The 12578-nt window shown below is 60.5% G+C and carries 12 protein-coding genes; 4 read left to right on the forward strand and 8 right to left on the reverse strand.

All coding sequences use genetic code 11. From position 1 onward, the window contains the following. Position 1: 1 nt before the first annotated feature. Positions 2 to 1036, reverse strand: coding sequence for a LacI family DNA-binding transcriptional regulator (locus ACWICV_RS08085; protein ID WP_365943732.1), 1035 nt, complete (start codon positions 1034 to 1036; stop codon positions 2 to 4). A gap of 230 nt (positions 1037 to 1266) precedes the next feature. Between ACWICV_RS08085 and ACWICV_RS08090 the strand changes: the two genes are divergently transcribed. After that, positions 1267 to 1953 (forward strand): metal-dependent transcriptional regulator, encoded by a 687-nt coding sequence (locus tag ACWICV_RS08090; RefSeq protein WP_400289624.1) that lies wholly within the window; start codon positions 1267 to 1269, stop codon positions 1951 to 1953. 291 nt (positions 1954 to 2244) lie between these two features. Then, positions 2245 to 3117 (forward strand): HNH endonuclease family protein, encoded by an 873-nt coding sequence (locus ACWICV_RS08095; protein ID WP_454090488.1) that lies wholly within the window; start codon positions 2245 to 2247, stop codon positions 3115 to 3117. Between the two features lie 289 nt (positions 3118 to 3406). On the opposite strand, the gene ACWICV_RS08100 is transcribed toward ACWICV_RS08095, so the two are convergent. The 6 genes from ACWICV_RS08100 to ACWICV_RS08125 form a co-directional block, all read right to left on the reverse strand. Beyond that, positions 3407 to 4282 (reverse strand): metal ABC transporter permease, encoded by an 876-nt coding sequence (locus tag ACWICV_RS08100; RefSeq protein WP_105661959.1) that lies wholly within the window; start codon positions 4280 to 4282, stop codon positions 3407 to 3409. Next, positions 4279 to 5034: a metal ABC transporter ATP-binding protein gene (locus ACWICV_RS08105; RefSeq protein ID WP_105656326.1), complete on the reverse strand. Its 756-nt coding sequence runs from the start codon at positions 5032 to 5034 to the stop codon at positions 4279 to 4281. The genes ACWICV_RS08100 and ACWICV_RS08105 overlap by 4 nt, the downstream gene beginning before the upstream one ends. Further along, the gene (locus ACWICV_RS08110; RefSeq protein WP_454090487.1) at positions 5031 to 5987 is read right to left on the reverse strand and encodes a metal ABC transporter substrate-binding protein; all 957 of its coding nucleotides are present in this window, start codon (positions 5985 to 5987) and stop codon (positions 5031 to 5033) included. Before ACWICV_RS08110 ends, ACWICV_RS08105 begins: the two co-directional genes overlap by 4 nt. A 113-nt stretch (positions 5988 to 6100) precedes the next feature. Next, positions 6101 to 7066 carry a formimidoylglutamase gene (gene hutG / locus ACWICV_RS08115; RefSeq protein ID WP_402473548.1) on the reverse strand — a complete coding sequence of 322 codons (966 nt, stop codon included), beginning with the start codon at positions 7064 to 7066 and terminating at the stop codon, positions 6101 to 6103. 78 nt (positions 7067 to 7144) lie between these two features. Continuing rightward, positions 7145 to 9112 (reverse strand): SH3 domain-containing protein, encoded by a 1968-nt coding sequence (locus ACWICV_RS08120; protein ID WP_454090486.1) that lies wholly within the window; start codon positions 9110 to 9112, stop codon positions 7145 to 7147. Positions 9113 to 9257: 145 nt separating this feature from the next. Then, positions 9258 to 9911 (reverse strand): peptidyl-tRNA hydrolase, encoded by a 654-nt coding sequence (locus ACWICV_RS08125; protein ID WP_105656322.1) that lies wholly within the window; start codon positions 9909 to 9911, stop codon positions 9258 to 9260. Positions 9912 to 10058: 147 nt separating this feature from the next. On the opposite strand from ACWICV_RS08125, the gene ACWICV_RS08130 reads away from it, so the two are divergent. Further along, positions 10059 to 10328: a hypothetical protein gene (locus ACWICV_RS08130; RefSeq protein WP_105661964.1), complete on the forward strand. Its 270-nt coding sequence runs from the start codon at positions 10059 to 10061 to the stop codon at positions 10326 to 10328. A gap of 124 nt (positions 10329 to 10452) precedes the next feature. On the opposite strand, the gene ACWICV_RS08135 is transcribed toward ACWICV_RS08130, so the two are convergent. Then, a complete protein-coding gene (locus tag ACWICV_RS08135; protein WP_454090485.1) occupies positions 10453 to 11262 on the reverse strand; it encodes a hypothetical protein in 810 nt (269 codons plus the stop codon). Between the two features lie 504 nt (positions 11263 to 11766). Here ACWICV_RS08135 and ACWICV_RS08140 point away from each other — a divergent pair. Continuing rightward, positions 11767 to 12558 carry a MerR family transcriptional regulator gene (locus ACWICV_RS08140; protein ID WP_454090484.1) on the forward strand — a complete coding sequence of 264 codons (792 nt, stop codon included), beginning with the start codon at positions 11767 to 11769 and terminating at the stop codon, positions 12556 to 12558. Positions 12559 to 12578 lie beyond the last annotated feature (20 nt).

The raw sequence follows: 12578 nt of genomic DNA on the forward strand, positions 1-12578 counted from the left end.
CCTATGCGCCGGTGGCGGGTTGCGTTGGGGCCAGCGACTCACGCGCGGTGAATCGGCTGATGAATTCTTGGGGCTCGGGGCTCTTGCCCGCCATGACGTCCTGGAGCGCGGTGACCGCGGCGCGGCCCATGCTGGTCAGGTCGTGGCTGATCGTGGCGATCGGCGGATCGTGCATGAGCATTGCGTCCACCTCGTCGAAAGTGATCACCGAGAGCTGCTTCCCGATCCGGATGCCGGCTTCGCGCCACACGGTCAGTGCGCCGATGGCCATTGGCGCATCGGCGATGACCACCGCGGTGGGCTGCAGTTCATGGCCCAGCAGCCAGCGGGCGCCTTCGGCACCCGAGGCGGCGCGGAAGTCGCCGGCAAAGTGCAGGGCAGGATCGGTATCCAGGCCGTTGGCTGCCATCGCCGAGTCGAAGGCGCTGTGGCGTTCGCGGGCGGTGGAAGCGTGGGCCGGGCCGCCCAAGAAAGCGATCTTGGCGTGGCCCAAGGCCTTCAGCCGCGCGATGGCTTCTTCCAGGGCTCCGGTGCTGGAGGCGGTGATGGATGGGATGCGAAGCTCGGGCAGGGTGCGGTCGACGAAAACCAGCGGAGTGCCCGAGGCAATGATGCGCTGCATCATCTGGCTTGGCCGGTCGGCGTCTTCATCAAGGCCCTGGGGAACGAGAATCAATCCGTCAACGCGGCGCGAAAGCATCGCGGCGAGGAACTGGTCCTGCTGTTCGGTGTCCTCGTTGGCATTGCCGATGAAGGTCATCATTCCCGCGGCGTGGGCCTGCTGCTCGACGGCATGCGCGAGATCGGAGAAGTAGGGGTTGCGCACATCGGATATCAGCAGCGCGATGGTGTCGGTTTTGGTGGAGCGCAGGGAGCGGGCCTGGGCATTGGGCACGAAACCCAAATCCTTGGCGACAGCTTCCACTTTTTCGCGGGAAGCGGCCGAAGTGGCGGGGTGGCCGGATAGAACGCGCGAGGCAGTCGCGGAAGATACTCCGGCTGCAAGTGCCACATCCTTGATGGTGACAGCGTTCATGTCGATAAGCCCCTTTGCTTACGTGTAATCGATTCCATGGAATCGATTACACAGTTTTCCTCACAAAGAAATTTAAGTCAATACGCTGCCCCTGGGCCTCGGATAATCCTTATCCATGGAGCAGAATTTTTAGGCTCGTGACTAGCCGCTTTCAGTTGTCAGCGGTCTCCAGCCCGAAATGCCCCATAATCAAAGTCACCTCGCGGCCAGCTGGCCCGATGGTCGCTAAGATGGTGCTTGTGTCGGTCAACCAGCTTTCAGATAGCGCCCAGAACTATCTCAAGATCATCTTCGGTCTCAACGAGTGGTCGAGCGATCCGGTAACCGCCAGCATCATCGCCAGCAAATCAGGCATGAAGCTCTCCACGGTTTCCGGCGCCCTGGGCAAATTACGCCAGCAGGGCCTGCTAGACCATGCGCCCTATGGCGCCGTAACGCTGACCGAACTGGGACGCGAGTATGCGGTGACCATGGTGCGCCGCCATCGCCTGATCGAAACTTTCCTGGTGCAGATGCTGGGCTACCGCTGGGACCAGGTGCATGAGGAGGCCGAGAGCCTGGAGCATGCGGTATCCGATTTCATGATCGAGCGCATCGACAGCCTGCTGGAGCACCCCACCCGCGACCCGCATGGCGACCCCATCCCGACGGCCGAAGGCCGCATTTCCATCCCGCAGGCGTTCAACCTGAGCGATGCCAGCGATGACGCCCAGGTGGTTGTCGAACGCATCGCCGATGACGATTCGCAGCTGCTGCAGTATTTCTCCGATCACCGGATCGTTGTCGGCGCGCAACTGCGCATTACCGCTGGCGAGCAATTCTCCGAGACAGTGAATGTCCAGGTCTGCTCAACTGGCGAAACCCTGCGCTTGGGATCACGTGCAGCCGCGGCCGCATGGGTCTCCCTTCTCCCCTGAAATGCCCTTCCAGGTTCTGGTCAACGGCACGCGGAAGGCCCGTGGAATCGACGCGTCCCTGCACCCAGGGTGCTGATTGTCCGGCCAATAGTCTAAAGTGATGATCAACCAGGGATACTGCAATGTACAAGTTTTACATGGGGGTGCATTGCAGCATTCTTGGCGAACTCCTGCGCTCACACTCTCTTGAAAGACATCACCTTGCCAAGAAAACTCATTGCTGCGCTCTGCGCTGCAGTTTTGGTGCTCGCTGGATGCAGCGCACCGGCGGAACCTTCGGCACTTACCGGGATGGATCCCGCACCGGTTGAAGACCTGCTGGCAACAGATCGTCCGTTGCTGGTTGAACGGGCTGCCACCAGCAGCAAGAAGGTCCTTCCCGGGGCGAAGCTCAAGGGCCCCAAGGCCACCGCAATGCTCAAGACCCTGCCGGTAAAGGGCAAGGCGGCCGCCACTGGGTACAACCGGAACAAGAAGTTCGGCAATGGGTGGAAGGACTTCGACAAGGACAAATGCGATGAACGCCAGGACACCTTGTCCCGGGACATGTCCAAGGTGAAGTTCAAGGACCGCAAGAAGTGCACCCTAGCTTCGGGCACGTTGCATGACAGCTACACCGGCAAGAGGATCAACTGGAAGGTCAAGTCAGGCAGCGTCGACATTGACCACGTGGTTTCCCTGAAGAACGCGTGGCTCTCCGGCGGCCAGAAGCTTTCCCAGGCCCAGCGCCAGGCTCTGGCTAACGACCCGCTGAATTTGATGGCCGCTGATGCCTCTGCCAATCGCCAAAAGGGCGATAAGAACACAGCTGAATGGCTCCCCAAGAACAAGTCCTTCCGATGCCAGTACGTAGCCACCCAGATCAGCGTCAAGAAGAAGTACGCGCTGTCGGTCACCAAAGCCGAAAAGCAGGCCATGGCCAAAGTGCTCAAGAGCTGCCGCAACCAGAAGGCCGCGAAAGTCACCACGATCAAGCCTGCCGGTTCCAAGCCCAAGGCATCACCGAAGAAGGACGTGCACAAGGCTCCTTCCGTGGTCAAGGGCACCGTGCATCCGGGCGCTTACTGCAAGCAGGCAGACAAGGGAAAGCGCGGCAAGTCCAAGGCCGGCAAGCTCTACACCTGCAAGACCGACGCCAAGGGCAAACTGCGCTGGCGCGCCTAATGCCGCTTGCAGGTCCCGATCGAGCCAACTGATTCAGCTGCCCATCCGGGCGCAGCGCAGGGCAGCGCCCTTCCAGTTAGCAGGGTGGTCGGGTGGAGGTTCAAGCCATGCGCCGGATCGCCCGGATCCGGATCCAGCCATGAATCGAGAGGACCTGCCGCAGCGTTGCCGGCCATGGGAAATACACTGATTCGATGATGCGTGCACCCATTGCCCATCAGCTGACGCCGGCGAGCGCACGTCTCACACGCCAATTTCCTTTCAGCTGCGGGAAACTTACCACCGCCTTCTACGTGTTCGCCGCAAGCGCCTTGCGCCGCCCCTTGCTGGCCAGCCGGGTGGCAATGAGTCCTTGCTTCGGACTGAACAGATAGGCAATTCCAAAAATCGCCGCCTGGGCCAGAACCACCATTCCGCCGGTTGATGCATCGAGGTAATAGCTCATGTAGACACCCAGGATTCCTGCACAGGCTGCGAGGATCGGTGCGATCAGGAGCATCTTCCCGAATCGATCGGTCAACAGGTAGGCCGTGGCGCCGGGGATGATCAGCATGGCAACTACCAGGATGACGCCCACCGCCTGCAAAGCCACAACAGAGGTCATGGCCAATAGCCCCAGGAGCACCGCGCCGATGATCCGCGGGCTCATCCCCAAGGCATGTGCGTGCGTTTGGTCAAAGGCATAGAGGGTGAAGTCCTTGCGCTTGAGAATCAGGATGGCGAAGGTGATCGCGCCAAGCACCAGGACCTGCCACAGGTCATTGGCCGAGACGCCCAGCAAATTGCCGAAGATGATGTGGTTTAGATCCACATGGCTCGGCGTGACCGAGACCAGCACCAGCCCGATGGAGAAGAGCGTGGTGAAGACGATGCCAATGGCAGCATCTTCCTTGAGCTTGGTGGTGTCGCGGACTCCCCCGATCAGGGCCACCGCGAGGAATCCGAAGACCAGGGCACCCAGGGCAAAGGGAGCACCCACGATGTAGGCCAGCACGACTCCGGGCAAGACCGCATGCGAGACTGCATCGCCCATCAGCGACCAGCCAATGAGGACCAGCCAGCAGGACAGGACCGCGCACAGTACGGCGGCGATGATCGTAACCAGCAGGGCGCGCACCATGAAGGTGTAGCCCAGCGGCTCAGCTAGCAATTCAATGAGGTTCATTCCCCGCCTCGCTTCATGGGATCCAGCCCGAAGGCCAGGGCCAGGTTTTCTGCCTGCAGCACGAGATCCGGATGGCCATGCATCAGCACCTTGCGCATCAGGAGCACCGCTTCATCGGCAAGTTCCGGAAGCGCGTGCAGGTCGTGGGTGGAAATCAGCACGCTGCCGCCTTCATCAGCAACTTCGCGCAACAGCTTGGTGATCGTTGCTTCGCTGCGTTTATCCACGCCTGCGAAAGGCTCATCGAGCAGCATGATATTGGCGCCCTGGGCAATGCATCGGGCGACGAAGGCACGCTTTTTCTGGCCTCCGGAGAGCTGGCCGATTTGCCGGTTGGCAAAACTGGCCAGCTCCACCCGTTCGAGGGCTTCATCCACGGCGGCGTGGTCCCTCTTCCTGGCTCTCCTGGTCCATCCCATTTGCCCGTAGCGCCCGGTCATCACCACTTCACGCACCGAGATCGGGAAGTTCCAATCCACGGCTTCGCTTTGCGGCACGTAGGCAAGCTGCCCGCTTTTCCGAGCTTGCAGCGGGTCGGTGCCGTTGATGCGCACGCTGCCGGTGTCGGGCTTGATCTGCCCCATGATGGTTTTGAACAGCGTGGATTTGCCCGAGCCGTTCATCCCGACCAGGCCGCAGACCCGACCGCGGCCCAACTGCAAGGAGGCATGGTCCAGGGCCAGCACGGGGCCGTAGTGGACGGTCGCGGCCGACACATCAATTGCGAGGGCATCGCTGGGCTTCGCGTTCATGGTGTTCCGCCTTTCAAGGCACGGGCGATGGTTCTGGTGTCATGCGAGATCAGGTCCAGGTAGCTGGGTACTGGACCGCCAGGCTCGGATAGCGAGTCCACATAGAGCGTTCCGCCATAGGAGGCATCGGTGGATTCGACGACTCGTTGCATGGCCGCATCGGAGACCGTGGATTCGCAGAAGACCGCAGGAACATCGTTTTCCCTGACAAAGTCAATCGCCGCGGCGACCTTGCGCGGCGTAGCCTGCGATTCCGCGTTGACGGCCCAGAGATACTTTTCGGCCATGGCGGTATCCCGGGCCAGATAGCTGAAGGCCCCTTCGCAGGTCACCAGTACCCGCTGGCGTTCGGGGATTTCTGCCAGTGCCGCTTCGAGCTCGTCGTGGACCTTTTGCAGTTCGGCTTGGTAGGCCTTGGCGTTGTCCCGGTAGTCGCGCGCATTGGCCGGGTCCAGTTCGGTAAATGCATCTGCCATGCGGTCCACGTAGATTTTCACGTTCAATGGGCTCATCCACGCATGCGGATTGGGCTTTCCCGCACCTTCTTCCTGGACGATATCGATGGCCTTGATCCCTTGGCTGACGGTGGCATGCGGAGCGTCATTGCCTTCGACGAATTGCTGGAACCAGGCTTCGAGGTTCAGCCCGTTATCGAGAATCAGGTCCGCATGCGATGCCCGGCGCAGATCATCAGGGGTAGGTTCGTAACCGTGGATCTCCGCACCAAGACGGGTAATTGAATCAACGCGCAGGTGATCGCCTGCGACATTCTGGGCGATGTCCTGCAGGACCGTGAAGGTTGTCAGCACCACCGGCCGGTGGTCTTGGCTGTCGGCGGGCACGGCACTTTGGCTACCGCCGCATCCAGCGAGCGCGAACAGGCATGCCAAGCCAGCAGCCAGCCAGCCTGCGCGTTGCCCCGCACGTGATCGGAGCTTGAGGGTTCGCACCATTGCACACCATTCCAAATCTCGCCATGACGATTAGTTCGTCCCCCTCAATCATAATGTTTGAGGGGTCGAACATTGCAAGTTCGCGTCGGCAGATTTCGGTGCGCCCTACTGCATCAGACCCCCAGCAGGGTATTGACCAGCCTGGCTGCGGTGCGGGCCGTTCTTCCGTCAATATCCAATGATGGATTCAATTCGACAACATCGACCAGCGCCAGCTTGTCACTGCGCGCCAGCATCGCGCAGACCCCGTGGATTACTTCCAGCGGCACCCCGAATCCGGCAGGGGCGCTGACCCCGGGGGCGACCGAGGCAGGAAGCACATCCAGGTCAATGGTCAGGTACAGCTTGTCTACGCTCTCCATGAAGTCGGCAACGAACGCCAGGACGGAAGGCAGCTGCCCGGCAGTGCACTGCTCGTCAAGCAGGTAGCGCACTTCCAGGGCGCGGGCCCGCTCGAAGAGGACCCGGGTATTGTTCGGTTTGCTGATGCCCACCACGGCATAGTTGAAATCTTGTCCCGCCGACTGAAGGTCCTTGGCAATATCCAGGAAAGGGGTGCCGCTGCTCCGCCGCGGAGCACTGCGCAGATCGAAATGCGCATCCAGATTCAAGATGCCCAGCCGGGTTCCAGGCTCTTGGCTGCAATGCCGGAAAAGCCCGTTGAACGAACCGTAAGCCGTTTCATGGCCGCCGCCAAGCACGACTGGAAGCATCCCTTCTCCGAGCAAAGCGCTCACTGACTGCGCCAGCCGTTCCTGCCCTGATTCAAGCTCATCGCCAGATACTGCGACATCACCAGCATCAATCAGGAGCCGTGGCTCGTGGATAGCCAGGGAACCCAAGGCGGCACGCAGCGCCTGTGGTCCTTGCGCCGCCCCGGCCCGGCCCTCGTTGCGCAGCACGCCGGCATCCGAAGCGAAACCGAGCAGCGCTGCCGGTCCCCGCCCGCCGGACTGGTCGTCAGCCTTGCGGTTGATTTGCTGATGCCATCTCAGGTGCTGCTCTCCGGCACCGTCATTGCGCCCGCTCCACGTAGCCGCTGCCCGGTCAACAGCCAATTCCGGCTTAAAATTCTCCATGGTTCCAGCTGACCAGAGACACCGCGAATACGCCATGCCCCCTGCGCATCTTCGTCTGAAACACCAGACAGCAGCAGATTAGCGGGTTCGCAGCGCCCCGTAGTCCAGCGGACCTCCCGTGGCCGAGTTGCCGTAGACCTCCACATGGATGTGATCCATATGCATCGTGGTGTCATTCCAATTGCCGGTGAACTGGTTTCCGTACTTTCCTGATCCGGAATACGGCGTCCAGCCTGTCGTGGGAAGCCAAATCCGGTCTTGCCAGATCAGGTAATAGATACCCAGCTGGCTGCGGTTATCCAGCAGGAACTGGGCCAGCTTCTGGCCCTGGGCAACCCGCTGCCTGTTCTTGTAGTCGCGAATCATCAGGTCCACGGCCTTCCCGGAGCTGTGCCCGGCAGAGCCGCTTCGAATGGTATGAATGGCGCTGATAGTATCGCCGGTCTTCCCCTGCAACGCAGCGATGACGCGCTGCGCATCTGGTTGCAACATTCCCGGCTCATTTTTGGAAAGGTAGTTTTCCTTGACCCAGCCGGTGGCCTGGGGAGCGGCGACTTGCGCCCATCCGGAATCGCTGCGCAGGTAGGCGACTTTCTGCCCCGCTTGCAGCACGGCTTTGCTCTGGTGGCTGATTCCCGCGCCGGCGCGGAGGTTCACGTTGGTTGTGGTCCAGCGGTATTCGGCTTTCGGTGCCGGTGCCGGTGCCGGTCGCGGCGCCTGCGGTTTGCTAGTAGCAAGATAGCCATTGCTGATCCATCCGGTGCCCTGCGTTGAGGCAACTCGCGTCCAGCCATTGGCCGTTCCCAGGACGCTGACCTGCTGGCCCTTGGAGATGACCGCCAGTGATTTATGGCCGGTGGAGTACCCGGAGCGCAGGTGTACATTAGCCGTCGTCCAGCGCTTGGCCTGCTTCAGCGGCGTGTAGGCCTTGGCCACCAGTACGCTTGATGGAACCCATCCCATCGTCTTGGAGGTCTTCACTCGCGCCCAGCCATTCGACGTGCCGTGCAGGGTGAGCTTGGACCCCGCTGCCACAGTCCCCAGGGACTTGGAAGAGCCCGAAGCGCCGACGCGCAGGGCTGTATTAGCCAGGATCCAGCGAGCCGATGGGTTGGCGGGCTTGTAGGCGGTGCTGGACAGGCTAGCGCTAGGCACCCAGCCGGTGCCGCGCTGGGACTTGATCTGGGACCAGGAACCTCGGGTTGCGTACAAGCCGACTTTTTCACCCGGTGCAAGGCTTCCAAGGGATGGAGATGAGCTGCGATTGGACTGGCGCAGGACGCTGTTGCTGATCAGCCAACGGTTCCCGATCGTTTTCCGGGTTGCTGCCGGTTGCGACGACAGCTGCTTGGCCGGCAGCCAGCCGCGTTTTCCGGCAGAAATGGCATAGGTCCACGAGCCTGACGTGCGCAGCCACTCGACTTTGGCTCCAGCTGGAACACCCGCAACGCGTGCCGCTTTGGCAGAGGCGGACTTGCGCAGCACTTGCGCGGTTTTCGCATACCGGTACACCGGCGCGGGCATTGCGGTAGACAGCTGGCTGGTGGGCACGAAACCGGTGATCTTGCCGATTCTGATCCGGCTCCAGGAACCGGTTGCGCCCAGGCGCTGGACCTCGGCTTTGCGCATGGCCCCGGTCAAGGCCGCGGATGCCGCCGATGCCTTCTTGCGCACCGGCTGGAAGGAAATCAGATAGCGCACGGCTGAGGTCTTGGGCTTTGCCGGCGCCGGCGCTTTCGGCGTTGCCAGGTACTTGGCCGAGACCCAGCCGGTCTTCTTCATGTAGCTCGCTTGCACCCAGCCCGATGAACCCTTGGACGCGAGGAGCTTGGCACCTTTGGGAATGACTAGCAGCGACGCGGATCGGGCCGATGGCGACTTGCGCAAATTCAGGTTGGTGGTGGTCTGCTTGGCAATTGCCGGAGGAGCGGCAGCGAGTTGCGCCAGGCCGGCTGGAGCCTGCGTTGAGGCGCTGGCGCCAGCTGCGGTCCCGAAGGACAGCATCAGGACCAGCAGCAGGCCCAGTACACGTTTAGAGAATTTCAATGTCAGTGCTTTCGAGCAAGGGCATATTGCCGTTTCCTGTGGCCCACGGAAGTGCACAGCGATCCGCTGTGGTGACAATTGCTGTTACCGCCAAGGAAATCATGACACAGGTATGGCGGTTTCACCGCGCTTGGATTCTAAGGTTCTAGCGTGCCTCGGAAATGACGAAAGCGGTGACGGATCCGGGTTCGATTTCAGTTCGCCCGGCATCCTGGATGACAGGTCCAGCGGCCTGCCGCGACAAGCGGTCGAATTCCCTGCGCGGCAGGTGCTTGATGCCCACCGGAGCATGGGCGTGGAGCCACGCTTCGACCTCTTCCGCTGGGGATTCTGTCAGCCAGGCGAACAGCGCGTGTGCTGCCTGCGCCGCGGCCTTGCCTGTGGACATGTCCAAGGATTTGTTCAGTACGATGCTGATCTGCGCATCCAGGACTTCCTCCGCTTTTGGAAGCTGCGTGCCGGAGACCTGCAACTTGGCAATCAGCTTCGGCAAGTCAGCGGCCGGCAATGGAGGCAAGCCAACGGCTCGGGCCTTGCCCACTTCACTGACCATTTGCTCAGGGAACATCTCCAGCACCTTGGCGAACATCTTGGGATTAGCCCGGCGTACCGATTTGGCGTAGGCCTGTGAAGCCCACTGCTGCCAATCCGGGTTCTGCGGATCTTGCAGATAGGCAATCACGGCTGCTCGTGCCACCGCTGACAGGCCCTCGTCCTCGCTCGACGGATCCTCCTTGTCGATTCGCAGGATGATGGGCTGGACCAGTTCTCCGGGGTCGCGATCGCGCAGTTCAGTCATAGTCTTATTCTATGGCGAGTGGTGGCCCTGAAATACTCGGAGCGGACTAGCAGTGCCCCGACTGGCGAAGCCGATTGCTCCCCGGCTTCCACCGCGTGCACAGCGTGGCATTGCGCCATGTTCCAATGCTTGGCTTACTGCTGGCCTATGGGCCCGAGCACTGGTGCTTCGGGGAACGGCAAGCTGACCAGCAAGCTGATTCCAATCACCTCCGCGAACACCACCGTTTCGCCAGTGGGCGTGCAGTTCATCGAGCCCACGGTACGTACCGATGGGCTGGGCACCGTGCTGCTCGATGAGGCTGTCGGCAAATCGTGGTGGACCCTGCTGTTCCGGGCAACGATCCAGCGGAGATCCTGCCGGCGCGCACTCTTGCCAACTACGAGGAGCTGGGCGCGCCTGGTGCCGTTGTCCTAGAAATCCATTACGGATGGCCCGCAAGCCTTTGATGCTGTCTTGGCAGCAATGAACTTCCAGGGTGCAGTTCGCGTCGTTGCGGATATTTGGCCAGCACCGGCTAACTAGCGGCTTGGACTCTTGCCTAGCGCCGCCGCACCTTGCGAACAATCAGCAAGATGACACTGGTAAGCATGGCCGTCGCCAAGCTGACCAGCAGCGGAGTCTGCCACGGAATTTCCAGGACACTTCCGGTGAATTGTTCCCAGAAGGAGCCGACGGTCTTCCAGCCAGTGGTCTTCGATCCAATAACTCTGGCCGCGCTTTCCACGACTGCCGGCATCATCCATTGGATAGCCAATGCGAAAACCCACATCAGCAGGTTCATGATCCTCGAGAACCCGACGAATCCCAAGATGAGGCCGAGGATCAGCGGCCCGGAATACCAAAGGTAAACGTAGTACGACTGGGCGCCCGCAACGAGCGATGCGATGATCTGCAGCCAATAGCTCACGCCTACAGTGAGCGTTGCATAGAAGAGCACCGCTATGGGCAGCCGCAATTTAGTGGCCAGGAAATACCAGGCTTGGCTGACCAGCAGCAGGCCACCGAAAACCCAAACATGGCGAATCGAAGCTGGGGAGAGTTCCCCGTCCAAGAGCCCCGGTTCGAATGCTTGGAGTCCTTGGAACCCCAGGCCCAAGAGTCCCAGGACCATGCCCACGGCAGTCACGATGGCAAAGCCGGTGCGACTATATCCAATGCGCCGGGCAAACCAGCAGCCCCAGAGGGTGATCACGGAGAAAACCACCAGTAGCCCTTGGGCGTCGTCGCTGGCATGCGGGAGAATTGAGCGGTCTTCCTGACCGATCCATAACCACGGCAACACCGCGATCGAAGTGATCAGCAATCCGGCGACCAATTGCATCCACCAGTTTTGCCAGACGCGCCTCATTGAACCCACTCTTACTCCTCGGTGTCCCTACGCGCTCATTGTTCCAGAGCCAGAGCGAAGCATCGCGAATGCCGGCAGGCGTTTCCTCCAACTCGCTCGGAGCTTGTGATTCGAATGTGAGTGATTTTGGCAGAAATGCCAGATGGCCCGTGGGCATTCCACCCAACTGGAATGCCCGCGAGCCATCTGGACTATGTCTTCTACCTTGCCTTGGCGTGGGTGGCCAGGGCTCCTTGATCCCGTAAATGCAGATGGTTTACGTCATCAGGCGGTCCTCGTTGATTTCGGCGGTAACCTGTTCAACTTCATCTACCAACAGTGAACTACACATAGATCACACTGTGCAACAGGCGTGCTAACAACTAGTCAATATGATCAATCGGACAAGGAATATCTCGTTATTATTCGCCATTTTGCCGTGAGATCTGAATCACAAATTTTTGATCAGGAAATGCGGCTGGGACTATTGACCTTGGCGTTGCGTCAACCATTAGCGTGGTAGCCATGAAGGATTCAACTAGCCACGAGCCGGCAGTTCACCACTCGATTGCGCATGTCTCAAAATCCGCTGGCATCAGCAGCCGTACCTTGCGGCACTACGACCAGATCGGCTTGCTGAAACCTGACTACCTGTCCGCCAACGGCTACCGGTTCTACACCGACGGGCAGCTGGTCCGGCTCCAGCAGATTCTCCTGCTCAAGCAGCTGGGCATCAAGCTGGAGACCATCGCTGAAATCCTGGACGAGCAACGCGATGAACTGGTCGCGCTGAGCACACATAAGGAACAGCTCCATAGGCAGCGTGCGGCGCTGGACCGGCAGATCGCTGCCTTGGAGCACAGCATTTCAACACTAACGACAGGAGGAAACATGGAACCGGAAAAGAGCTTTGACGGCTTCAACGAGCAGTACAAGCAAGAGGTTGCCGAACGCTGGGGCGCCGACGCGTATGAAGCATCGAATCGCTGGTGGCGTTCCAAAACCGGGGACCAGCAAAACGCATTCATGGAAGAGGTGAAGATGCTCAATCAGGATTGGATCGTGGCGGGGAAGAATTCCGTCCCAGCGGACAGCTTCGAAGCCCGGGAATTAGCGGCTCGACATGTGCGCTGGCTCCAGAGCGCCAAGGGCACCCCGCTGGATTCCGGCGATCCGGCACAGCACAAGGCATATATCTGCAATCTCGGCGAGATGTATGTCGCTGATCCGCGGTTTGCAAAGAACTACGGCGGATACGCGGAGCTGGTTCGCGACGCATTGCGGATCTTTGCAGAACGGGCTATCGAGCTGGACTAGGCTGTGGCTGTTCCCTATGG

The sequence above is a fragment of the Glutamicibacter sp. NPDC055354 genome, from assembly GCF_053644955.1.

Bases quoted from the DNA above. Each gene is read 5' to 3' on its own strand.
- ACWICV_RS08085 (WP_365943732.1), bottom strand. From the start codon at position 1,036: ATGAACGCTGTCACCATCAAGGATGTGGCACTTGCAGCCGGAGTATCT.
- ACWICV_RS08090 (WP_400289624.1), top strand. From the start codon at position 1,267: ATGGTGCTTGTGTCGGTCAACCAGCTTTCAGATAGCGCCCAGAACTAT.
- ACWICV_RS08095 (WP_454090488.1), top strand. From the start codon at position 2,245: ATGGATCCCGCACCGGTTGAAGACCTGCTGGCAACAGATCGTCCGTTG.
- ACWICV_RS08100 (WP_105661959.1), bottom strand. From the start codon at position 4,282: ATGAACCTCATTGAATTGCTAGCTGAGCCGCTGGGCTACACCTTCATG.
- ACWICV_RS08105 (WP_105656326.1), bottom strand. From the start codon at position 5,034: ATGAACGCGAAGCCCAGCGATGCCCTCGCAATTGATGTGTCGGCCGCG.
- ACWICV_RS08110 (WP_454090487.1), bottom strand. From the start codon at position 5,987: ATGGTGCGAACCCTCAAGCTCCGATCACGTGCGGGGCAACGCGCAGGC.
- hutG (WP_402473548.1), bottom strand. From the start codon at position 7,066: ATGGAGAATTTTAAGCCGGAATTGGCTGTTGACCGGGCAGCGGCTACG.
- ACWICV_RS08125 (WP_105656322.1), bottom strand. From the start codon at position 9,911: ATGACTGAACTGCGCGATCGCGACCCCGGAGAACTGGTCCAGCCCATC.
- ACWICV_RS08130 (WP_105661964.1), top strand. From the start codon at position 10,059: ATGGGCCCGAGCACTGGTGCTTCGGGGAACGGCAAGCTGACCAGCAAG.
- ACWICV_RS08135 (WP_454090485.1), bottom strand. From the start codon at position 11,262: ATGAGGCGCGTCTGGCAAAACTGGTGGATGCAATTGGTCGCCGGATTG.
- ACWICV_RS08140 (WP_454090484.1), top strand. From the start codon at position 11,767: ATGAAGGATTCAACTAGCCACGAGCCGGCAGTTCACCACTCGATTGCG.